The 22237-nt window shown below is 73.3% G+C and carries 17 protein-coding genes and 2 pseudogenes; 6 read left to right on the forward strand and 13 right to left on the reverse strand.

Going from position 1 to position 22237, the window contains the following annotated elements:
* Positions 1 to 55: 55 nt before the first annotated feature.
* The 5 genes from lpdA to LUW75_RS12115 all read right to left on the reverse strand — a co-directional run bounded on the left by lpdA (position 56) and on the right by LUW75_RS12115 (position 5071).
* A complete protein-coding gene (gene lpdA, locus LUW75_RS12095; protein WP_250335615.1) occupies positions 56 to 1459 on the reverse strand; it encodes a dihydrolipoyl dehydrogenase in 1404 nt (467 codons plus the stop codon).
* 119 nt (positions 1460 to 1578) lie between these two features.
* Positions 1579 to 2301: an ABC transporter permease gene (locus LUW75_RS12100; RefSeq protein ID WP_250335616.1), complete on the reverse strand. Its 723-nt coding sequence runs from the start codon at positions 2299 to 2301 to the stop codon at positions 1579 to 1581.
* Positions 2302 to 2316: 15 nt separating this feature from the next.
* Positions 2317 to 3228 (reverse strand): ABC transporter ATP-binding protein, encoded by a 912-nt coding sequence (locus LUW75_RS12105; protein ID WP_250335617.1) that lies wholly within the window; start codon positions 3226 to 3228, stop codon positions 2317 to 2319.
* Entirely contained in the window at positions 3225 to 4103 is an 879-nt protein-coding gene (locus LUW75_RS12110; protein ID WP_250335618.1) for an ABC transporter permease, read from the reverse strand. The genes LUW75_RS12105 and LUW75_RS12110 overlap by 4 nt, the downstream gene beginning before the upstream one ends.
* A complete protein-coding gene (locus tag LUW75_RS12115; protein ID WP_250337637.1) occupies positions 4100 to 5071 on the reverse strand; it encodes an ABC transporter ATP-binding protein in 972 nt (323 codons plus the stop codon). Before LUW75_RS12115 ends, LUW75_RS12110 begins: the two co-directional genes overlap by 4 nt.
* 229 nt (positions 5072 to 5300) lie before the next feature.
* Between LUW75_RS12115 and LUW75_RS12120 the strand changes: the two genes are divergently transcribed.
* From LUW75_RS12120 to LUW75_RS12130, 3 genes and pseudogenes are all read left to right on the forward strand, one after another.
* Positions 5301 to 7091, forward strand: a complete 1791-nt coding sequence (locus LUW75_RS12120; RefSeq protein WP_250335619.1) for an SDR family oxidoreductase — start codon at positions 5301 to 5303, stop codon at positions 7089 to 7091.
* Between the two features lie 217 nt (positions 7092 to 7308).
* A complete protein-coding gene (locus LUW75_RS12125; RefSeq protein ID WP_250335620.1) occupies positions 7309 to 7851 on the forward strand; it encodes an RNA 2'-phosphotransferase in 543 nt (180 codons plus the stop codon).
* A gap of 53 nt (positions 7852 to 7904) precedes the next feature.
* Positions 7905 to 8024: pseudogene (locus LUW75_RS12130) on the forward strand (LLM class flavin-dependent oxidoreductase); the annotation flags it as partial.
* A 51-nt stretch (positions 8025 to 8075) separates the two neighbouring features.
* Here the strand turns inward: LUW75_RS12130 and LUW75_RS12135 are convergent.
* From LUW75_RS12135 to LUW75_RS12150, 4 genes and pseudogenes are all read right to left on the reverse strand, one after another.
* Positions 8076 to 9293: pseudogene (locus LUW75_RS12135) on the reverse strand (IS3 family transposase).
* Positions 9294 to 9402: 109 nt separating this feature from the next.
* Positions 9403 to 9804: a DNA-binding protein gene (locus LUW75_RS12140; RefSeq protein ID WP_250335621.1), complete on the reverse strand. Its 402-nt coding sequence runs from the start codon at positions 9802 to 9804 to the stop codon at positions 9403 to 9405.
* Positions 9801 to 10049, reverse strand: coding sequence for a type II toxin-antitoxin system CcdA family antitoxin (locus LUW75_RS12145; protein WP_250335622.1), 249 nt, complete (start codon positions 10047 to 10049; stop codon positions 9801 to 9803). The genes LUW75_RS12140 and LUW75_RS12145 overlap by 4 nt, the downstream gene beginning before the upstream one ends.
* Before the next feature lie 55 nt (positions 10050 to 10104).
* Positions 10105 to 10677 carry a hypothetical protein gene (locus LUW75_RS12150; protein WP_250335623.1) on the reverse strand — a complete coding sequence of 191 codons (573 nt, stop codon included), beginning with the start codon at positions 10675 to 10677 and terminating at the stop codon, positions 10105 to 10107.
* A gap of 359 nt (positions 10678 to 11036) precedes the next feature.
* Here LUW75_RS12150 and LUW75_RS12155 point away from each other — a divergent pair, with 359 nt between their 5' ends.
* Positions 11037 to 11933 (forward strand): LLM class flavin-dependent oxidoreductase, encoded by an 897-nt coding sequence (locus tag LUW75_RS12155; protein ID WP_250335624.1) that lies wholly within the window; start codon positions 11037 to 11039, stop codon positions 11931 to 11933.
* 168 nt (positions 11934 to 12101) lie between these two features.
* Positions 12102 to 12926, forward strand: a complete 825-nt coding sequence (locus LUW75_RS12160) for an HAD family hydrolase (RefSeq protein ID WP_250337638.1) — start codon at positions 12102 to 12104, stop codon at positions 12924 to 12926.
* A 17-nt stretch (positions 12927 to 12943) separates the two neighbouring features.
* Here the strand turns inward: LUW75_RS12160 and cydD are convergent, their stop codons facing one another.
* From cydD to hisC, 4 genes are all read right to left on the reverse strand, one after another.
* Entirely contained in the window at positions 12944 to 16540 is a 3597-nt protein-coding gene (gene cydD, locus LUW75_RS12165; RefSeq protein ID WP_250335625.1) for a thiol reductant ABC exporter subunit CydD, read from the reverse strand.
* Positions 16541 to 16565: 25 nt separating this feature from the next.
* Complete coding sequence (cydB, locus tag LUW75_RS12170) at positions 16566 to 17567, reverse strand: cytochrome d ubiquinol oxidase subunit II (RefSeq protein ID WP_250335626.1); 1002 nt, start codon at positions 17565 to 17567, stop codon at positions 16566 to 16568.
* 16 nt (positions 17568 to 17583) lie between these two features.
* Entirely contained in the window at positions 17584 to 19089 is a 1506-nt protein-coding gene (locus tag LUW75_RS12175) for a cytochrome ubiquinol oxidase subunit I (RefSeq protein ID WP_250335627.1), read from the reverse strand.
* A gap of 527 nt (positions 19090 to 19616) precedes the next feature.
* Positions 19617 to 20702 carry a histidinol-phosphate transaminase gene (hisC, locus tag LUW75_RS12180; RefSeq protein WP_250335628.1) on the reverse strand — a complete coding sequence of 362 codons (1086 nt, stop codon included), beginning with the start codon at positions 20700 to 20702 and terminating at the stop codon, positions 19617 to 19619.
* A 403-nt stretch (positions 20703 to 21105) separates the two neighbouring features.
* On the opposite strand from hisC, the gene LUW75_RS12185 reads away from it, so the two are divergent.
* On the forward strand, positions 21106 to 22221 hold the full coding sequence (locus LUW75_RS12185) for a LacI family DNA-binding transcriptional regulator (RefSeq protein ID WP_250335629.1): 1116 nt from the start codon (positions 21106 to 21108) through the stop codon (positions 22219 to 22221).
* Positions 22222 to 22237: the final 16 nt, after the last annotated feature.

The following is a 22237-nucleotide window of genomic DNA, read 5'->3' on the forward strand; positions in this document are numbered from 1 at the left end:
GACGGCCGCCGGCGCGCGGCGGCCGCCCCGCGCCCGGGGTCCGGCGCGGGGGCCGTCAGAGGTTGATCATGTGCCCGGCGAGGCCGTGCACGGCGTCCTTCACCGCCTCGCCCAGCGTCGGGTGGGCGTGCACGTTGCGCGCCACCTCGTGGACCGTGAGGTCCCACCGCTGGGCCAGCGTCAGCTCGGGCAGCAGCTCCGTGACGTCGGGGCCGATCAGGTGGGCGCCGATGATCTCGCCGTACTTCGCGTCGCTGATCAGCTTCACGAAGCCCGTCGAGTACCCGAGGCCGTGCGCCTTGCCGTTCGCGGTGAAGGGGAACTTGACGACCTTGACGTCGAAGCCCTTCTCCCGCGCCTGCTCCTCCGTCCAGCCGAAGCTGGCGATCTGCGGCTGGCAGTACGTCGCGCGCGGGATCATCGGGTAGTCGAGCTCCATCGTCTCGGCGCCCGCGATCGTCTCGGCGGCCACGATCCCCATGGACTCCGCCGTGTGCGCCAGCATGAGCTTCGCGGTCACGTCGCCGATGGCGTAGACGTGCGGCACCGACGTGCGGCAGCGGCCGTCCACCTCGACGGCGCCGCGCTCCGTGAGCCGCACGCCCGTCGCCTCCAGGCCGTAGCCCGTGACGTTCGGCACGAAGCCGATCGCCTGCAGGACCATATCGGCCTCCAGCACCCGCTGCGCGCCGTCCTCGCCCGCGACCGTGACGCGGACCTGCGGACCCGACTCGTCGATCGCCTCCACGCGCGTGGAGGTCAGGACGTCGATGCCCATCCTGCGGTACTGCTTGGCGAGCTCCGCCGAGACGTCCCTGTCCTCCAGCGGTGCCATCCGGTCGAGGAACTCGACGATCGTGACCTTCACGCCGTAGTTGCGCATCACGTACGCGAACTCGATGCCGATCGCCCCGGCGCCCGCGATGACGACGGAGCCCGGCGGCTCCTCCTCGAGGATCAACTCCTCGTACGTGACCACGCGGTCGCTGCGGCGCGTACCGGGCAGCAGGCGCGGGGTGGCCCCGGTCGCGATGATGCAGTCGTCGAACGAGATCGTGGTGGTCGAGCCGTCCGCCCCGGCCACCCGGAGGGTGTGGGCGTCGAGGAACGTGCCCCGGCCCGTGAACTCGGTGATCTTGTTCTTCTTCATCAGGTAGTGGACGCCCTTGACCCGGCCGTCGGCGACCCGGCGGCTGCGCCGGAACGCCTCGCCGTAGTCGAAGGAGACCCGGCCCTCGACCCTGATGCCGAACGTCTCCGCCTCATGGGTGAAGATGTGCGCCAGCTCGGCGTTGCGCAGCAGCGCCTTGGTCGGGATGCAGCCGACGTTCAGGCAGACGCCGCCCCAGTACTTCTCCTCGACCACCGCGACGCGCTTGCCCAGCTGGGCCGCGCGGATCGCGGCGACGTAACCGCCGGGGCCTGCTCCGAGCACAACGACGTCGAAGCGGTCTGACATGGCTTGCTCCCCAGGGTGTGAGTGCGGGTCGTGCGGGCCTGTCGTGCCCGTGGCCCACAGTAATCCCGCCCGGTCCCGTCCGCCGCGCCGTCCGCCGCCCGGGGGAGGCCCCGGCGGGCCTACTCCTCGCCCGCCAGGACGAGGGTCCGCAGCTTCCGGCCGGCGAGCCAGGTGGCGGCGGCGGTCACCACGACCAGCAGGACCGCCGCGACCGGCAGCGTCACGTCGGAGGAGACGAGCCCCTCGCCGCGGGTCACCTCCTCGGCGACCGCGAGGGCCCACTGCTGGACGCTCAGCGTCCGCACCCCGGAGACGAGGCCGCCGAACAGGTTCTCCCAGACCAGCGTGTAGACGAGGCCGAGGACGACGGCGTGCCGGCTGACCGTGCCGAGGAGGAGGAAGAGGGCGCTGTACGCGATCGAGGCGACGAGCGCGGCGACGGTGTACGCGACCGCGACCTGCTGGCCGTTGCCGTTGAGGACCAGGCCGGCGACCAGGGTGGGGACGGCCGAGAAGACCATGGTCACCGCGACGGCGACCACCAGCTTGGTGAAGATGATCACGGGGCGCTTCACCGGCTTGGCGAGGAGGTAGACGACCGAACCGTCGTCGATCTCCGGGCCGATCGCGCCCGTGCCCGCGATGACGCCGATCAGCGGCACCATCGTGGCCAGCGCGAACCCGCCGAGCAGGTCGGCGGCGATCTGGTCGTCGGCGCCCTGGAAGAGGCGGACGGCCGCCGAGACGGCGACCAGCAGGGCGGGGAGGGCGAAGAGGACGGCGGCGCGGCGGCGGCCGAGCAGGCCCCGGTAGGTGAGCCGGGCGACTGTGGGGTGGTACATGGTCGAGGGCTCCCTTCAGGCCGCGACGAGGTAGGAGAAGACCGACTCGAGGGACTCGTCCGAGGGTGAGACCGTGAGCAGCCGGATGGAGTGCTCGCGGGCGACCCGCGGCAGCAGTTCGGTGAAGCGGCCGAAGTCCACCGCCTGCACGCGCAGGCCCCCCTCGCGCACGTCCACCTCGATGCCGGCGGTCGACGGGTCGGCGATGAGCGCGGCGGCCAGGGCCCGGTCGTCGCTGGAGCACACCAGGTAGCGGTGCGGGCGGTCGGTCATCAGGCGGCGGATGCGGCGGAAGTCGCCGCTGGCCGCGTGCCGCCCGGCGACGACGACCTCGATGTGGGAGGCGAGCTGCTCGACCTCCTCCAGGATGTGCGACGAGAACAGGACCGTGCGGCCGTCCGCGCCCATGTGCCGCAGCAGGTCCATCAGCTGCATGCGCTGGCGCGGGTCCATGCCGTTGAACGGTTCGTCGAGGAGGAGGACGGAGGGGTCGTGGACGAGGGCGGAGGCCATCTTCACCCGCTGCCGCATGCCCTTGCTGTACGTGCCGATCTTCCGGTCCTGCGCGTACTCCATCTCCACGGTGGCGAGCGCGCGCCGCGCCTCCGCGTCGCCGAGGCCGTGCAGTTCGGCGTTGGCGACGACGAACTCGCGTCCGGTGAGGAAGTCGTACATCGCCTCCCGCTCCGGCACGACGCCGATGTGGCGGTAGACGGACTCGTTGCGCCAGACCGGCTCCCCGTCGAGGGCGACGGTGCCGGTCGAGGGGGCGAGGAAGCCGCCCATCATGTTGATGAGGGTCGACTTGCCGGCGCCGTTGGGGCCGAGGAGGCCGGTCACGCCGGGGCCGACGGTCATGGTGACGTCGTTGACGGCGACGACGTTGCCGAACCAGCGGGACGCGTGGTCGATGCGGAGGGTGGTCACAGTCCGACCTTTCGGTAGCGGCGCATCAGGGCGGCGTACGAGCCGGCGATGAGCGCGAGGACGACCAGCAGGTACACCGTGCCGGCGGCGGTGCCCGGCCCCGTCTCGCCGGGGAAGGACGTGGTGGCGCCGAGGAAGGCGGTCTGCACGCCGTCGACGAGGGTGGTCGGCGAGAACAGGCCCAGCCAGACCACGGCGTCCGGGTTGCCGGTGGACCAGGCGATGGCCTGGACGGTGGTGACGGCGCCGTACGAGATGAACAGCACGGCGATCACGGCGGCGACGCCGAAGCCGCGGCGGGGCGTCAGGGCGGCCAGCAGCAGGCCGATCCCGCCGAAGAGGAGGGAGAGCAGCGCCACGGACACCAGCCCCTGGGCGAAGTCCCCGGTCTGCTCGGCGAAGTCCATCTTCGCCAGCAGCGCCCCCGCGTAGAGGACGAGCAGCGGGGAGGCGGTCAGGACGAACAGGGCGGACGCCATCGCGCCGTACTTGGCGAGGACGTAGTCGGCGCGCTCGATGGGACGGGAGAAGTACAGCGGGACGCTCCGGAAGCGCAGGTCGCGCGAGACGGACTGCGGCGCCTGGGAGGCCACGTACAGGGCGATGACCAGCTGCATGTAGATCGCGTAGCTCGTGTAGTCGACGCTCAGGGAGCGGGACTTCGCGAAGACGGCGATCGCGACGACGATCAGCGCCGGTACGCACATGACGCCGAAGAGGAGCATCGGCAGCACCTTCGACTTGGCGCTGCGGCCGAGGCCGTACGCCCCGCGCAGGGACTGCGCGTACAGGGACCTGCGGGCGTAGGCGCGGCCGAGGCGGGGGCCCTCGTACTCGCGGTATCCGATGTCGTGGATCCGGGTCTCGGTACTCACCGGGTCTGCACCTCCGGGGACTGGCCGGCCGCCGCCGTGCCGGGGCGGAACACCTCGGCTATGCGGTGGCGGCGCTGCTCCATGCGGACGAGGCCGAGCCCCAGCTCGGCGACGGTGTCGCGCACGATGTCGTGGATCTCCTCGCCGGCGGCCTCCAGCAGCAGGACGTGGCCCGCGCCGGGCAGGCCCTCCTCCGCGCGCGCGTGGAGCGCGACCCCGGCGGCGGTGAGCGCCGCGCGCAGGGCCGCCGTGCCGTCGGGGTGGGCGTCGGAGTCGGTGACCTCGACGGCGAGGGTCGTCGTGGTCCGGGTGAAGTCGCTGGTGGAGCTGGAGCGCAGGAGGCGGCCGCCGTCGATGACGACGACGTGGTCGCAGGTCCGCTCCAGTTCGCCGAGCAGGTGCGAGGTGACCAGCACCGAGATGCCGAAGTCCGTCCAGACCCGGCGGATCAGGCCCAGCATGTCGTCCCGGCCGACCGGGTCGAGGCCGTTCGTCGGCTCGTCGAGGAGGACCAGCCGGGGGTCGTGGACCAGCGCCTGGGCGAGCTTCACCCGCTGCTTCATGCCGGTGGAGTAGCCCCCCATGGGGCGGTACCGCTCCTCGTACAGACCGACGTGGCGCAGGATGTCGGCGGTGCGCTCGCGGGCGGAGGCGGGCGGGAGCCCCGACATGCGCGCCATGTGGACGACGAACTCGGTGGCCGAGACGTCCGGCGGCAGGCAGTCGTGCTCCGGCATGTAGCCGACGCGCTCGCGGATGGCGGGACCGTCCGTCGCCACGTCGAGACCGAGCACCTCGGCGCGGCCCTCGGTGGCGGGGGACAGGCCCAGCAGGATCTTGATCATCGTCGACTTGCCGGCTCCGTTGGCACCCACGAGTCCGGTCACGCCGGGCCCGATGTCCAGGGAGAGCCGGTCGAGGGCGGTCACCCGGGGGAACCGCTTGCTGAGGCTTTCGGTGGCGATCACAGTCACGTTCCGACCGTAGTGGCGTACGCCGCGGCGCACGTCAGCCCTGACGGCTGGATCCCCGTCCGACTCCAGGAGTACGCGCCCGTACGGGAGGGACGGGTCCCTTCGGGTTCCGCGCGGGCCGGCCGCGCATCCCCTGCGCCGCCCCCGGGCATCGTCACGTTCGTCGGTGCCGGGGGGTCGGAGGGCGGGCCGCGTGCGGCGCCCGCGGGACGGGAGGAGTGGCGTGAGTCTGCCGAGGGGCGCCCGCGAGCGCCGGATCCGTACGGGCGGGGTCGAGCTGTGCGTCGCCGAGCTGGGCGATCCGGACCGCCCGGCCGTGGTCCTGGTGCACGGCTACCCGGACTCCAAGGAGGTGTGGTCCGGGGTCGCCGCGCGGTTGGCCGACCGGTTCCACGTCGTCCTGTACGACGTGCGGGGGCACGGCCGGTCGACGGCGCCGGTGCCGCTGCGCGGGGGGTTCGCGCTGGAGAGGCTGACGGACGACTTCCTGGCGGTGGCGGACGCGGTCAGTCCCGGCCGCCCGGTCCACCTGGTGGGGCACGACTGGGGTTCGGTGCAGGGCTGGGAGTTCGCCACGGCCGGGCGCACGGAGGGCAGGATCGCCTCCTTCACGTCGGTGTCGGGGCCGTCCCTGGACCACCTCGGCCACTGGATCCGGGAGCGGGTGGGGCGGCCGACGCCGCGTCGCGCCGGCCAGGTGCTGGAGCAGGGCGCCAGATCCTGGTACGTGTACCTGCTGCACGTGCCGGTGCTTCCGGAGCTGGCCTGGCGGGGACCGCTGGGCAGGCGGTTCCCCGGCGCGCTGCGGCGGGCGGGGAAGGTGCCCGGGGAGGGCTACCCGACCGGGTCGCTGCCGTCCGACGCGGCGCACGGCACGTGGCTGTACCGGGACAACGTCCGCTCCCGTACCCGGCGGCCCCGCCCGGACCCGTACGCGCACGCGCCGGTGCAGCTGGTCACGCCGACCGGGGACCCCTTCCTGTCGGAGCGGCTCCACGACGACCTGGCCCGGTGGGCGCCGCGGCTGGTGCGGCGCACCCTGCGGGCGGGGCACTGGGTGCCGCTCACCCACCCGGACCGGCTGTCCGCGTGGATCGCCGAGTTCGTCACGGCGCAGGAGGGGGAGGATCCGGGGCTGCCGCCCGCCGTGGCGTCGGGACGGCCGTACGCCGACCGGTTCGGCGGGCAGTTGGTACTGGTGACGGGCGCGGCGAGCGGTGCCGGGCGGGCGACGGCCCTGGCGTTCGCGGAGGCCGGGGCGCGGGTGGTGGCCGTCGACCGGGACGCTCGGGGCGCGGCGCGCACGGCGGAGCGGGCACGGCTGCTCGGGGCGCCCGGCGCGTGGGCCGAGGCGGTGGACGTCGGCGACGAACGCGCGGTGGAGGAGCTCGCCGCGCGGGTCACCGCCCGGCACGGCACGGTCGACGTGCTCGTGAACGACATCGACCCCCTCCCCTCGGGGTCCCCTCCCGAGGACCGGGAGGCCCTCGGCGTCGGCCTGCGGGGGGTCGTCCACGGCTGCCGCGCCTTCGGCCGGCGCATGGCGGCGCGCGGCCAGGGCGGCCACATCGTGAACACGGTGCCGACGGCCGGGCCCCGGCCCACCGGGCCGGATGTGTACGGGGCGTGGGAGGAGGCGGCGGTACTGGCGCTCAGCGGGTCGCTGCGGGCGGAACTGGCCGGGCGGGGCGTCGGCGTCACGGCGGTCCGCGTCGGTTCCGCCACCGCGGACGCCCCGCCGGCGGCACGCCCCGCCGGGATGCCGGGGGCGGGACGGCCGCACGGGCGTACGGTACGGACGCGCACGCCGGGGGGCCGCTCGCCGGAGGCGGTCGCCGCCGCGGTCCTGCGGGCGGTGGCGGAGAACCGGGCGGTGGTGCCGGTCACGCCGGGAGCCCGTGCCGCGCGCCTGCTGTGCCGTGTCGCTCCGGGCGTGCTGCGTGCCCTGGCCGGGGGAGGCCGCGGTGAGCCGAGCGGACCGGCCCGGGGCGGCGGGCGGCGGGCGGCGGGGTGACGGGGCAGGGCGGCAGGGCCATGGGACGGACGACGGGCGACGGGCGGCGGGGCGGCCTGTTCCGCCTGCCGGGAGTGCCTCCGACGCCGCCGGGAAACGGGCCGGGTTGTCCACAGAATCGCCAACAAACCTGTGGATAAGCAGAGTTGGCTGTGGACCAAACCTGTCCCGCGGTTTTTCTGTGGCACGGCGGCGTGATCCCTGCCACGCTGCCGCCATGGACGGACGACGCACCGTGAAGGTCTCGAAGTACCTCGCGCGGCACCTGCGCCACCAACCCGAGCGGATCGGCCTCGTCCTCGACCCGCAGGGCTGGGTCGCCGTCGACGACCTGCTGCGGGCCATGGCCGGGCACGGCGTGCCGCTCAGCCGGGCCGAGCTGGAGCACGTCGTCGCGGTGAACGACAAGCGGCGCTTCGCCCTCGACGGCGACCGCGTCCGCGCGAACCAGGGCCACACCGTCGACGTGGACCTCGGCCTTCCGCCCGCCGTTCCGCCCGCGTACCTCCACCACGGCACCACCGCCCCCCGGCTGGACGCCATCCGGACCGAGGGGCTGCGTCCCATGGGCCGTCACCACGTCCACCTCTCGACCGATCCGGGGACCGCGGCGGGGGTCGGGGCCCGGCGGGGCCGGCCGGTCGTCCTCACCGTGGACGCGGGCACCATGCACGGCGACGGCCTCGTCTTCCGCGTCAGCGCCAACGGCGTCTGGCTCACGGACGGCGTTCCCCCGCGCTACCTGCGGTTCCCGGAGTGATCACGACGCCCGTGCGGCTCCCGGCTCCGTCCCGGCAGCGGGAAGCCCCGCGTATCGTCCGGGGCATGCGTCTGAGCACGGTGATCCTCCCCGTCCACCGGTGGAGCGAGGGACAGAAGATCTGGCGGCGGGCCGAGGATCTCGGGTTCCACGCCGCGTACACCTACGACCACGAGCCTTGTCCCCGGAGGGTGGGCACCGTTCGTGTCGTCGTGCGGCGGGTGTCAGGTAGCTGACTGCCGTTCGTGGGTGATCGGTGCCTGCTGCCCGGGGCGTGAGTGCCTGCGGCGGGTGTGGTGGCGGGTGGTCCAGCGGAAGACGGCCCGGCGGCAGGCGCGGACCCCGTCGAAACGGCGGGCTCCGCGGAGCGTGTCGCGCTTGAGGGCCGCGTTGAACGACTCGGCGAGGGCATTGCCCGCGCTCGTGCCCACCGTGCCCACGGACTGGGTCGCTCCCCACCCGGCGCGGGCCGCGGCGGATTCACGACACCTGTACCGCGCCCCGTGATCGCCGTGGAAGACGGCGCCGGCCAGGCTGCCGCGGACCCGAACGGCCACCCGGAGCACATCGGCGACCAGCGAGGTGCGCATACGGTCGGCGATGGACCAGCCCACCAGACGGTGTGAGAAGCAGTCGATCACCGTCGCCAGATACGGGAACCCGCCGTCGCCCACCGGCAGGCAGGTGATGTCGCCGACGTACCCGAGGTTCGGTGCGCTCGCGGTGAAGTCGCGCCGCAGCAGGTCCGGCACGGGGGCGGCGGACGGTTCGGGCACCGTGGTGACCTGGCGCCTGCGCAGCCGCAGCCCGGCGATGCCGTACTTGCGCGTCACCGCCCGACGCGCTCGTGGTTCACGCGCTCGCCGTCGTCGCGCAGCTCGGCGGTGATCCTCGGGCGGCCGTAGGTGCCGTCCCACTCGGCGTGCACGGCCCGGATCCGCTCGGCCGGCGCGGCGCTGGCCCGTTCGCGTGCGGCGCGGGCCGTGCGGCCCGTCCGCCACTTGTGAAGCCGGAGCGGGCCACCTCCAGCACCCGGCACAACCGCTTCACGCCGAAGGCGCGGTGGTGGCCTTCGATGAACGAGCGGTTGCTCACCAGGTCGTCTCTTGTGCGAAAGACTTCGTCGCCTCGCGGAGGACGTCCCCTTCCGCGGCGAGCCGGTGCATCTCCTCGCGCGCTGCCGCCGGCTCCCGGCGCAGGGCCTCGTTCTCGGCCTGAAGTTCTTCGGCCCTCGACGGGGAATCCACCGTGTCCTTCTCCGTGCTCGTACTCGTCGTGCCGCCCCCGCCTCGGCGGGCCCGTTCGGCCCGCACCCCGTTACGCGCCGTCTCGCGGCTGATCCCCAGATCCTTGCCGATGCCCTCGAAGGTGTGGCTCGGGTCCGACAGGCACAGCGCGACGGCGCCCGCCCTGAACTCGGGCGAGTGGACCGTCATCACCACAAAAGGCGCCTCCTGATCGGCCCCTGCCGGGGCCGGTCTCAGAGGTACCCACCACTCGGGGAGAGGTCCCGACGTGCATCAGGGGCACCTTGGCCCCGACCGAAGCGGATCAGAGCGCGATGAGCCGGACGCGACCACCGCACAGCTTGGCCATGTCGTCGATGTCCGACGTGAGCATGGCCACCGGGCCTGGCTGGCGGAGCGCGAGCTCGGCGACGGTGGCATCGATCGCGTACTTGTGACCGTGCAGGCCGGCCTCTTTCAGCAGGCCGGCGGCGGCTCCGGCCGCCTGTTCGGTCACCGCTTCCACCTTGACCTGGGAGAGCACCCAGTTCAGTCGGGCGGTGTTCACCCGGGCGTGCATGACTTCCACGATGGTGTTGGCACAGACCACGAGATCGGCAGCCATCGAGTGGAAGGATCGGATCATCGCGAGCACGGCCCGGTCCTGTGAGATCCAGGCGGACAGTCCTTGGGAGTCCAGCACGACGGTCTCGATGCGGTGGTTCACGCGGCGCTCGCCGACTCCTCGTGTTCGGCCGTGCCGAAGATCCTGGCCTGGGCCGCGGTCAGCTCCTCGTCGGTGAACGCGCCGTGCTCATCCTCATAGCGGCGCAGCTCCTCACCGAGAAGCTGGTGCCTGATCTGGCGGGCAACCGCCTCCGCGACGTAGCCGGAGACGTTGTCCGTGAGCCTCTTCAGCTCCGCCACCTGCTCCGTGGGCAGAGTGACCGTGATGCGGGTCGTATCAGCCATGGAGCCAGCATACTGCGGTATGCACATCATCTGCCGGGCCTCTCCCTGCGCGAGCTCAGCGCCGTCCCGCACCGAGCAGCTCACGCGGACGGCCGCCCGTCACGGACGCTCCAGGGCGCGGATCGCCCTCGTAGTACCAGGGCTTGCGCCGACGCAGCAGCGCCTCGCCGTGCTCGCTCCAGACGAACCCGGGCTTCCTCGGCAGCTTCCGGAACACGGCGTCCGCCGTCTCCGGGTGAGCGGCGGCCGGCCGGCGGATCGGCAGTGGCGTGATCGGCTCCCCACGCAGGTACGTGCGCAGCAGGTCCTGGCGCCGGCTGCGACCGGCGAGGTCCGGATCAGCGAAGAGGTCCCGCAGCATCCCGTAGTCGGCGTGGGAGTTGAGCCCGTCGGCCTGGTCGTAGATGACGCCGACGGTGTCCGAGCCCGCCAGTTCTGGCGGCAGCTCGAAGAAGGGCAGGTCCCGGCCGGGGAGCCGCTTGCGTCGGGCACGGCCGGGCCGTCCGGCGACGGCGGCCTGTTGGCGGTGGCGGTGGTAGGCGTTGAGGGGGTCCCCGGTTTCGGCAGGCGGAAGGACCAGCTCGTCACTGCCGCAGAACTCGACGAACGCAGCCCGGTCCTCCCGCATCCGCCGCCACCCCTGCCCGGTCTTCTCTGGTTGCGGAGGACCAGCTCGGGATGGTGCGTGGCCAGTCGCAGAGCCGCCTGGGCGATGTCGGTGGCGCTGGACCTGGGGTAGGCCGTCATCGCCCCGGACACCGGCCACGCCCCGCCGGCCGCGTGGACGGGCACCAGGCATGGAGGAATCCACCCTTGGACACGCCGCGGAACGCCGCCCGCCCGACGTTCGAGTACGTGCGGTACTCCAGGTCGTAACGTACCCACGACGCCGCGGTGGCGGCCTGCGACGCGGCGCCGGCGCGGATTCCCGCACCTGCTCCGCCGGCATGTCTACGGCAGCGGGAAGCCCCGCGTATCGTCCGGGGCATGCGTCTGAGCACGGTGATCCTCCCCGTCCACCGGTGGAGCGACGGACAGAAGATATGGCGGCGGGCCGAGGAGCTCGGGTTCCACGCCGCGTACACCTACGACCACCTCTCCTGGCGGACCTTCCGGGACGGTCCGTGGTTCGGGGCCGTCCCCACCCTCACCGCCGCGGCGACGGTGACGCGGAACATCCGGCTGGGCACCCTTGTGACCTCGCCGAACTTCCGCCACCCGGTCACGCTCGCCAAGGAGCTGATCTCGCTGGACGACGTCTCCGGCGGCCGGATCACCCTCGGCGTCGGCGCGGGCGGCACGGGTTTCGACGCGACGGTGCTCGGCCAGGAGGCGTGGACGCCCCGGGAGCGGGCGGACCGGTTCGCCGAGTTCGTGCCGCTCCTCGACCGGCTCCTCACCGAGGACGCCGTCACCCACGAGGGCGGTCACTACTCGGCCCGCGAGGCGCGCAACGTGCCGGGGTGCGTCCAGCGTCCGCGGCTGCCGTTCGCCGTGGCGGCCACCGGCCCGCGCGGGATGCGGCTCGCCGCACGGTACGGCCAGGCGTGGGTCACCACCGGGGACCCGAAGCTGTTCGAGACGGGTACGCCGGAGCAGTCCCTGGCGGCACTCCGCGACCAGGTGGAGAGGCTGGGCGAGGCGTGCGCCGGGATCGGCCGGGGGGTGGGAGAACTGGACAAGATCCTCCTCACCGGATTCACCCCGGAGGCGAACGGCGTCCTGGAGTCCGTGGACGCCTTCGCGGACTTCGCCGGGCGCCACGCGGAGCTGGGCTTCGACGAGATCGTGGTGCACGCGCCCGTCCCCGACTCCGTGTTCGCCGCCGACGAGGCCGTCTTCGAACGGATCGCCCTTGAGGGGCTCGCGCAGCTGAACGGCTGAGCCGCCGGCCCGGCCGGGGTGCGCCCCGGCCGGCTCGTCACCCGTTCCGCCCGGCGCCGGAGCGCGGCTCGAATGTGCGGGGTCCCGCACGTCCGTGCGCCGAAGGGGCGGCTCGTCCGGGACAATGGGTACGTGACCTCACCGACGACCTTCTCCAGCAGCCGTCCGATGTCGCGGCGGCGGCCCCGGCTGATCGCCACCGACCTCGACGGGACGCTCCTGCGCGACGACAAGTCCGTGTCGGACCGGACGGTCGCGGCGCTCGCCGCCGCCGAGGAGGCCGGCATCGAGGTCTTCTTCGTCACCGGGCGGCCCGCCCGCTGGATGGGCGTGGTCAGCGAGCACGTCCACGGCCACGGGCTGGCGATCTGCTCCAACGGGGCGGCCGTCGTCGACCTCCACGCCGGGGGGAGGATCGTCGAGGTGCGGGCGCTGGAGCGGCCGACCGCGCACGACGTCGTCGAGACCCTGCGCAGGGAGGCCCCCGGCGCCGCCTTCGCGCTGGAGTTCGCCGACGGCATCCGCCACGAGCCGGACTACCCGCCCCTCCACCTGGACGTCGCCGTCACGGTCGGCCCCGCCGAGAAGCTGCTCCACGAGGACGTGCCCGGCGCCGGGGCTCCGCTGCTGAAGCTGCTGGCCCTCCACCGCGACCTCACGCCCGACGGCTTCCTCGCCCTGGCCCGCACGGCCGCCGGACACCGCGCCACGATCACGCGCTCCAGCCCCACCGCGCTGCTGGAGGTGAGCGGTCTCGGCGTCTCCAAGGCCAGCACGCTCGCCCTGTGCTGCGCCGAGCGCGGCATCTCGGCCGACGAGGTCGTGGCCCTCGGCGACATGCCCAACGACATCGAGATGCTCACCTGGGCGGGCAGGTCCTACGCCATGGGCAACGCCCACCCGGACGTCGTCGCGGCCGCCTCCGGCCGGACCTCCGCCAACGAGGAGGACGGCGTCGCCGCCGTCATCGAGGCCATCCTCGCCGGCGACTGACGCCTCCCGCCGTGCGCCTACGGCCCGAGGACGGGGCGGGCGTCCCCACTCCGCGCGCCGCTCGGCACGGACGCGCCCACCGGTGCGCCGAGGCGCGGATCCGCCGCGCGCTCCCGCTCCCGCATCCGCCGCAGCGGCCCCTCCACGGCGACCAGGTCCTCGTGGGAACCGCGTTGGACGACCCGGCCGCCCGACAGGACCACCACCTCGTCGACGGCGTCGAGCCCGTGCGACCGGTGCGTGATGAGGACCGTGGCACGGCCGCGCGTCGCCCGCAGCAGGTCCCCGGTGAGCGCGTCGGCCGTGTCCGGGTCGAGGTGCTCGGCGGGCTCGTCGAGGACGAGGATCGGGAAGTCGGCGAGGAGCGCGCGGGCCAGGGCGAGCCGCTGCCGCTGGCCTCCGGAGAGTCGCGCGCCGTGCTCGCCGACCGGCGTGTCCAGACCGTCCGGCAGCGCGTCGACCCAGTCCAGCAGCCGCGCCCCCGCCAGCGCCCGGCGCAGTTCGCCGTCGCTCGCACCGGTCCTGGCCAGCCGCAGGTTCTCGCGGACGGTGCTGTCGAAGAGGTGGGCGTCCTGGGCGCACAGTCCGACGAACCGGCGTACGTCGTCCCCGTCGAGCGCCGTGGCGTCGGTGCCGCCGAGGCGGTACGCACCGGCCCCCGCCTCCACGAAGCGCAGCAGCACCTGCGCCAGCGTCGTCTTGCCGGCCCCGGACGCACCGACGACGGCGACCCGCCGTCCCGCCTCCAGGCGCAGGTCGAGCGAGACGAGGGCGTCCCGCTCCTGCCCCGGGTGGCGGGCCGAGACCCCGCGCAACTCCAGCGGGAAAGGGCTCGCGGGCACCGGCGCGGGCCGTTCCGGCTCCGCCACGGGAACGGGTGCGTCGAGCACCTCGAAGACCCGCTCGGCACTGCGCCGCACCCGTCGGCGGTACCGCACCGCCGACGGCATCCCCGCCACGGCCTCGAACGCGGCGAGCGGGGTGAGGACCACGACCGCCAGGGCCACCCCGTCGAGCCGCCCGTCGCGGACCGCCCCGACGCCGACCAGCGCGGCCGCCACCACGGTCAGCCCGGTGACCAGCGCGACGAGCCCGCCGCCGAGCGCCGACGCGGTGGACTGGCGCGCGGCGATCCGGGTGAGCACCCCGTCCGCCCGCCGGGCCCGTGCCACACGGTCCCGCAGCGCACCGGCCACCGTCAGCTCGGCGCAGCCGCGCAGCAGGTCGGCCACCCGGCCGGCGAGGGCGCCGCGGGCGGGGGCGAGCCGTTGCTCGGCGCGGCGGGCGACGGCGTCGCCGAGCGCCGGGACGGCGACACCCGCGAGGAGCAGGCCGGCCGCGAGGACGGCACCCGCCTCGGGCAGCAGCCACGCCGTGACCCCGACGGCGCCGGCACCGACCAGCAGCGCCGCCCCGGCGGGCAGCAGCCAGCGGAGCCAGTAGTCCTGCAGGGCGTCCACGTCGGAGACGAACCGCGACAGCAGGTCGCCGCGCCGGGTGCGGCGCAGTCCGGCCGGGGCGATGCGTTCCAGGCGCCGGTAGGCGGCCACCCGGAGGTCGGCCAGCATGCGCAGTACGGCGTCGTGCGACACGAGCCGCTCGGCGTACCGGAACACCGCCCGGCCGATGCCGAAGGCCCGGGTCGCGGTGACGGCGACCATCAGGTGGAGGACCGGCGGCTGCTCGGACGCCCGTGAGATCAGCCAGCCGGACACGGCCATGAGGCCGACGGCCGACGCGAGGGCGAGGGTCCCGAGCAGCATCGCCAGCGCGAGGCGGCCCCGCAGCCCGCCCGCCGTCGTCCGGACCCGGGCGAGGACGCGCCGCCGCGGACCGGTGGGGCCGGGGGCGGCGGGTCCCGGACGGGCGGCGGGCCGACCGCCGACGAACCCGAAGGCGTCGTCTACCATGTCGGCGCCCGCGTCGGCCACCGCGGGCGGCGCACCGGCCGCGCCCCGGCGTCCGGTCTCCGCCTCCGCGGCGGCCGGGCGCAGCGCGACCACCCGGTCCGCCACGGCGAGCAGCGCGGGACGGTGCACCACCAGCAGCACCGTCCGGCCGGCGGCGAGCCGGCGCACCGCCTCCACGACGGCGGCCTCGGTCGCGCCGTCCAGCGCGGCGGTCGGCTCGTCGAGGAGCACCACGGGCCGGTCCGCGAGGAACGCCCGGGCCAGGGCGAGCCGCTGCCGCTGCCCGGCCGACAACCCGGCGCCGTCCTCACCGAGCACCGTGCCGACGCCATCCGGCAGATCGGCGACGAAGTCGGCGCCCGCCTCCCGCAGCGCCGCCCGTACGGCGTCGTCGTCCGCGCCGGGCCTGGCCAGGCGGACGTTCTCAGCGATCGTCCCGGCGAACAGGTAGGGCCGCTGCGGCACCCAGGCCACCCGTTCCCGCCACCGTTCCGGGTCCAGCGCCACGAGGTCCACGCCCCCGGCCCGCACGGTGCCCGCGTCCGGTGCGGTGAAACCCAGCACCACGTCCAGCAGCGTGGACTTGCCCACGCCGCTCGGCCCGACCAGGGCGACCGTCTCACCCGGCTCCACCACGAGCGACGCCCGGTCCAGCGACGGCCCGGTGCGTCCCGCGTGCCGTACGGTCACCGCGTCCAGCTCGATCCGCACCGGTCCCCGGGGGAGTACCTCCGTTCCGGCTTCCCGCACCGGGGACTCCAGGACCGCGAAGACCTCCTCGGCGGCCGACAGCCCCTCCGCCGCCGCGTGGTACTCCGTGCCGACCCGGCGCAGCGGCAGGTACGCCTCGGGCGCGAGGATCAGGATGACCAGACCGGTGTACAGGTCGAGGGTGCCGTGGACGAGGCGCATGCCGATGCCGACGGCCACCAGCGCCACCGAAAGCGTCGACAGCAGCTCCAGCGCGAACGACGACAGGAAGGCGATCCGCAGGGTGCGGAGCGTCGCCTGCCGGTACTGCGCGGTGATGGAGCGGATCGACTCGGCCTGCGCCTTCGCCCGGCCGAACACCTTCAGGGTCGGTAGCCCGGCCACCACGTCGAGGAAGTGGCCGGACAGGCGGGACAGCAGCCGCCACTGGCGGTCCATGCGCGCCTGTGTGGCCCATCCGATGAGGATCATGAAGACCGGGATCAGCGGCAGGGTCACCACGATGACGGCGGCCGACACCCAGTCCTCGGTGACGATCCGTGCGAGGACGGCCGCCGGGACGACGACGGCGAGGCCCAGCTGCGGGAGGTAGCGGGCGAAGTAGTCGTCCAGCGCGTCCACGCCCCGTGTGGTCAGCGCCACCAGGGAGCCGGTCCGCTGGCCGCTCAGCCAGCCGGGACCGAGCGCTGCGGCCCGTTCCAGCAACCGGCCGCGCAGCTGGGACTTGACCGCCGTGCCGGCGCGGTGGGCGGCCAGTTCGGTCAGCCAGGAGACCAGCCCGCGGCCCACGGCGACCGCGGCGAGCAGCAGGAGCGGCGGGGCGAGGTCGTCGACGGCCGTTCCGTGGCGGAAGGCGCCGACGACGACCTCGGCGACGAGCATCGCCTGAGCGACCACCAGCACGGCCCCCACCAGGCCGAGGAAGACCACCGCCAGCAGGAAGAGGCGGGTGGTCCGGGCGTACCGGAGCAGTCGCGGGTCGATCGGTTTCACGTGAAACATCCCCTGCCGGTGGTGCCTAGTGGGTGTCGGCGATGTGCTGCGTGCCGATGCGCTTGCGGAACACCCAGTAGGTCCAGCCCTGGTAGAGCAGGACGAGCGGTGTGGCGACCGCCGCGCACCAGGTCATGATCTTCAGGGTGTACGGACTGGAGGAGGCGTTGTCCACGGTCAGGCTCCAGTCCGGATCCAGTGAGGACGGCATGACGTTCGGGAAGAGCGTCAGGAACAACACGGCGACCGTCGCGGCGATCGCGATGCCGGAGAACGCGAAGGACCACCCCTCGCGTCCCGTCCTGATGGCTGCGACGGCCCCGAGGAGCGCGGCCGCGGCAACGGCCGTCGCGGCCAGGCTCGCCCCGTCGCCGTGCTCCGCCTGCGTCCAGGCGAGGAAGGCGAAGGCGGTCACGGCGGCGGCCAGACCCAGCGTCCAGGCCAGCTTCCCGGCCCGCGCCCGGATGTCGCCGACGGTCTTGAGCGCGGTGAACACCGCACCGTGGAAGGTGAAGAGGGTCAGGGTGACCAGCCCACCGAGCAGCGCGTACGGGTTGAGCAGGTCGAAGAGGGTGCCGACGTACTCCTTCGACGCGTCGATCTCGACGCCCCGCACGATGTTGCCGAAGGCCACGCCCCACAGCACCGCGGGGATGAGGGAGGTCCAGAAGATGGCCTGCTCCCAGTTGTGCTGCCAGCGGTGCTCGGGTCGCTTGACCCGGTACTCGAAGGCGACCCCGCGCACGATCAGGCAGAGCAGGATGGCGAGGAGCGGCAGGTAGAAACCGGAGAAGAGGGTGGCGTACCAGTCCGGGAAGGCGGCGAAGGTGGCGCCGCCCGCGGTGAGCAGCCACACCTCGTTGCCGTCCCAGACGGGGCCGATGGTGTTGATCAGGACGCGCTTCTCGGTCCGGTCGCGAGCGAGCAGCCTGGTGAGGACGCCGACGCCGAAGTCGAATCCCTCCAGGAAGAAGTAGCCGGTCCACAGGACGGCTATGAGGACGAACCAGACGGTGTGGAGTTCCATGCCTCGCTCCCCTTCCTCAGTACGAGAAGGCCATGGGGCGGTCGGCGTCGCGGTCGTGGCCGCCGATCGTGGTGGGCGGGTCGAGGTCGGCTTCGGTGAGTTCCGGAGGACCGGCCTTGACGTACTTCGCGAGCAGCCTGACCTCGATCACGGCGAGCACCGCGTAGAGCAGGGTGAAGGCGGTCATCGAGATCAGGACCTCGGCCTGGGAGGTGCCGGGGGAGACCGCGTCGCTGGTGCGGAACACGCCGTACACGGCCCAGGGCTGGCGGCCCATCTCGGTGAAGATCCAACCCCAGGCGCCGGCTATCAGCGGGAAGGCCAGCGTCCACAGGGCGACGAGCCAGTACAGCCTGGTCAGCCGGTGGTCGAGGGGCTTCCCGAAGAGGACGAGGTGCGGCACGTCGTCCTCGCCCACGCGCAGGGCCCGCGGCAGGAGGAACTTCCTGCGGGTCAGCCAGAGCCCCAGGAGGCCGAGCCCGAAGGAGGCCATGCCGAAACCGATCATCCAGCGGAACGACCAGTAGGTGACGGGGATGTTGGGCCGGTAGTCACCGGGGCCGTACTTCTGCTGTGCGGCCTCGTTGGTGTCGTTGATGCCGGGCACGTGCGAGGAGAAGTCCCCGTTGGCCAGGAAGGACAGCACCCCCGGGATCTCGACGGCGACCTTGTTGTGGCCCTCGTCGACGTCCCCGTAGGCGAAGACGGAGAACGGGGCGGGGCCCTCGCCGTCCCACAGCGCCTCGGCGGCGGCCATCTTCATGGGCTGCTGCTTGAACATGACCTTGCCAAGCATGTCGCCGCTGACCGCGGTCAGCAGGCCCGCCACCACCACGGTGACCAGACCCAGCCGCAGCGAGGTCTTCATCACCGGGACGTGCTTCCGGCGGGCCAGGTGGAAGGCGGCGATGCCGACCATGAACGCGCCGCCGGTCAGGAAGGCCGCGGTCAGGGTGTGGAAGACCTGGGTGACGGCGGTGTTCTGGCTCAGGACGGCCCAGAAGTCGGTCAGCTCGGCGCGCCCCGACTCCTCGTCGATCCGGTAGCCGACCGGGTGCTGCATCCAGGAGTTGGCGGCCAGGATGAAGTAGGCGGAGAGGACGGTGCCCACCGACACCATCCATATGCAGGCGAGGTGGACGCGCTTCGGCAGCTTGTCCCAGCCGAAGATCCACAGTCCGATGAAGGTCGACTCGAAGAAGAACGCGATCAGCGCCTCGAAGGCGAGCGGCGCCCCGAAGACGTCACCGACGAACCGCGAGTAGTCCGACCAGTTCATCCCGAACTGGAACTCCTGCACGATGCCGGTGACCACGCCCATCGCGATGTTGATCAGGAAGAGCTTGCCCCAGAACCGGGTGGCCCGGAGGTACTTCTCCTTGCCGGTGCGCACCCACGCGGTCTGGAGACCGGCGGTGAGCGCGGCGAGTGAGATGGTCAGGGGGACGAAGAGGAAGTGGTAGACGGTGGTGATCCCGAACTGCCACCGCGCCAGCGTCTCCGGCGCCAGAGCCAGGTCCACGACGGTCTTCTCCTTACGGCCTAGCAGCCCTGCGGCCTCGCGGCCCCACGGCCTTCCGTCCGCCTGCCGATTCCGGTTGATCGCGGGAGGAAGCAGGCGCGCTTGTGAATGCGTTCACAATCACAAACATTATGACCCACGTGGAGCAGTAGCTCCAAGGGGGGGTCCCCTTCCTACTCTCCCGCCGCCTCGTCGGGGCCCGGGCGCCCCCGGACACGCCTCCCGATCCGCCCGCCCCGCGGCCGCGGCCACGGCAGAGCCCCCCGTGAGCGGACTGCTCACGGGGGCTCTGCCGATCGGTCTCCCCCGCCCGCCGGCCGGGCCGTGGGGCCCGCACCCGGGACGGAGGACGGGGCCGGCCGGTCCGTACGGCGCGCCCGGTACGCCCGGCGGTCCGCGCCGCCCCGCCGCCACCCGCGGCGGCGGCCCGGCCTTCCGGAAAGGACCGACGCCTCCGTACCGCCCGTACCGCTCGCGCCGACCGCGCGGCCGGGTCCGGCCGGCGCCTCAGCGCCGGCCCGCACCGCTCAGAACCTCTCCTTGCGGAACGCCTCGGCCACCCGCAGGAAGATGTCGTTCGCCTCGACCTCGCCGATCGTGACCCGGACGCCGTCGGTCGCGAAGGGCCGCACGACCACCCCCGCCTCCTCGCAGGCGGCGGCGAACTCGCCGGAGAGCCCGCCGAGCGGCAACCAGACGAAGTTGGCCTGCGTCACGGGCAGCCGCCAGCCCTGGGCCGCCAGCGCCTCGACCACCCGCGTGCGCTCGCACACCAGCGATCCGACACGGCCCTGCAGCTCGTCCTCGGCGCGCAGGGAGGCCACCGCCGCGTCCTGTGCGACCTGCGTGACGCCGAACGGCACGGCCGTCTTCCGCAGCGCGGCCGCCACCGGCTCGTGGGCGATCGCGAAACCGATGCGCATGCCCGCGAGGCCGTACGCCTTGGAGAAGGTCCTCAGCACCGCCACGTTCGGCCGGGTCCGGTAGAACTCGATGCCGTTGGGCACCTGGTCGTCCCGGATGAACTCGATGTACGCCTCGTCGAGGACGACCAGGACGTCCGACGGCACCCGGTCCAGGAACCGCTCCAGCTCGGCCCGGCGCACCACCGTCCCGGTGGGGTTGTTGGGGTTGCAGACGAAGATCAGGCGCGTGCGCTCGGTGACGGCCCCGGCCATCGCCTCCAGATCGTGCGCCCCCTCCTCGGTGAGGGGGACCATGACCGGGGTGGCCCCCGCGATCTGCGTGACGATGGGGTACGCCTCGAAGGACCGCCAGGCGAACATCACCTCGTCGCCCGGGCCGGCCGTGGACTGCACCAGCGACTGGGCGATCCCGACGGAGCCCGTACCGGTCGCCAGGTGCGTCACCGGCACCCCGAAGCGCTCGGACAGCTCGTTCATCAGCACGGTGCACGCCAGGTCCGGGTAGCGGTTGAGGTTCGCCGCCGCGGCCAGCGCCTTCTCCATGACGCCCGGGAGCGGCGGGTACGGGTTCTCGTTGGAGGACAGCTTGTACGCAACGCGGCCTTCGGCGGCGGTGGCCGGCTTCCCCGGCTTGTAGGTGGGGATCTTGTCCAGCACAGCGCGCAGCTTGGGGCTTGTCTCGCTCACTGTGGTCCTCCTCGACCGTGTGTGCACCATGGATACTGCACACCTTATGAGGATTCCGTCCGCCTGCGAATGGCCGCGTGGGATCGATACGCGGTGCGGAGCGGGCCGGAGCGGCGGCCGGGTCCCGTCGCCTCCCGCTGCGTGGGGGCGCGCGCCCTACTGGCGCGAGCGGGTGATTCGCGCCGTGGTGCGCGTCCCCCGTAGAGGTGAGTTGAGTGCCTTCCGCCCCCGCACCCGGCGGCTCGCCCTATGGGGGTCGGCAGCTGCCCACCTGCCGAAAAACCCGCCAACATCCTTGTATTTCAATGAGCTTGACGGACTCGGACCTTGCAGAAACGTACCTGCAGAGACCGGATCACACACTCGTCGCGGTCCGTTGCCGTCCCCTTACTATCAGCACGCCATGACAGCAGCAGGGAAGCACCAGGTGAGCCGGGCGCAGGCCCGGGGGAGCCGGCAGGCGCGCGCGGGCATCCGGGATGTGGCCGCCGCGGCCGGCGTCTCCATCACGACTGTCTCCGACGCGCTCAACGGCAAGGGCCGGCTCCCGGACGCCACCCGCCGCCACGTCCGCGAGGTGGCCGACCGGCTGGGCTACCGGCCCTCCGCGGCCGCCCGCACGCTCCGTACCGGCAAGTCGGGCCTCATCGGCCTGACCGTGACGACCTACGGGGATGAACCTTTCACCTTCACCGAGTTCGCGTACTTCGCCGAGATGGCCAGGGCGGCCACCTCGGCCGCGCTCGCCCGCGGCTACGCCCTCGTCATCCTGCCCGCCACCTCACGCCGCAGCCCGGCCGACGTCTGGTCGAACGTGGCCCTCGACGGCACGGTCGTCGTCGACCCGTCCGACCACGATCCCGTCGTCGCCGAACTCGTCCGGCAGGGCCTGCCCGTCGTCTCGGACGGCCGCCCCGCCGGCTCGCTCCCGGTGACCGCCTGGGTCGACAACGACCACGAGGCGGCCGTCCTCGGCCTCCTCGACCACCTCGCCGAGGCCGGCGCCCGTCGCGTCGGCCTGCTCACCGGCACCACCACCGACACGTACACGCGGCTGTCCACCACCGCGTACCTCAACTGGTGCGAGCGTGCCGGCCAGGACCCCGTGTACGAGGCGTACCCGGCCCACGACCCGTGTGCCGGCGCCGTCGCCGCGGACCGGCTGCTGGCCCGTCCCGACCGCCCGGACGCCGTGTACGGGCTGTTCGACCCGAACGGTACCGACCTGCTGGCCGCGGCACGGCGGTACGGACTGCGCGTCCCCGACGACCTGCTGCTCGTCTGCTGCAGCGAATCGACCGTGTACGCCGCGACCGAACCGCCGGTCACCACCCTGTCGCTCAAGCCGCGCCGCATCGGCACCGCCGTCGTCCAGTTGCTCATCGACGCGATCGAGGGTGTGGAGCACGATCGGCCTGTCGGGCAGGTGATACCGACGGAGCTGATCGTCCGGACGTCGTCGCAGCGCAGGCCGCCGCGCACGACGGTGAGTCCGCCGCGCCGACCGCACCGGGAGTAGGACACCTCCGGCCGGA

The organism is Streptomyces sp. MRC013, assembly GCF_023614235.1.
Lineage (GTDB): Bacteria > Actinomycetota > Actinomycetes > Streptomycetales > Streptomycetaceae > Streptomyces.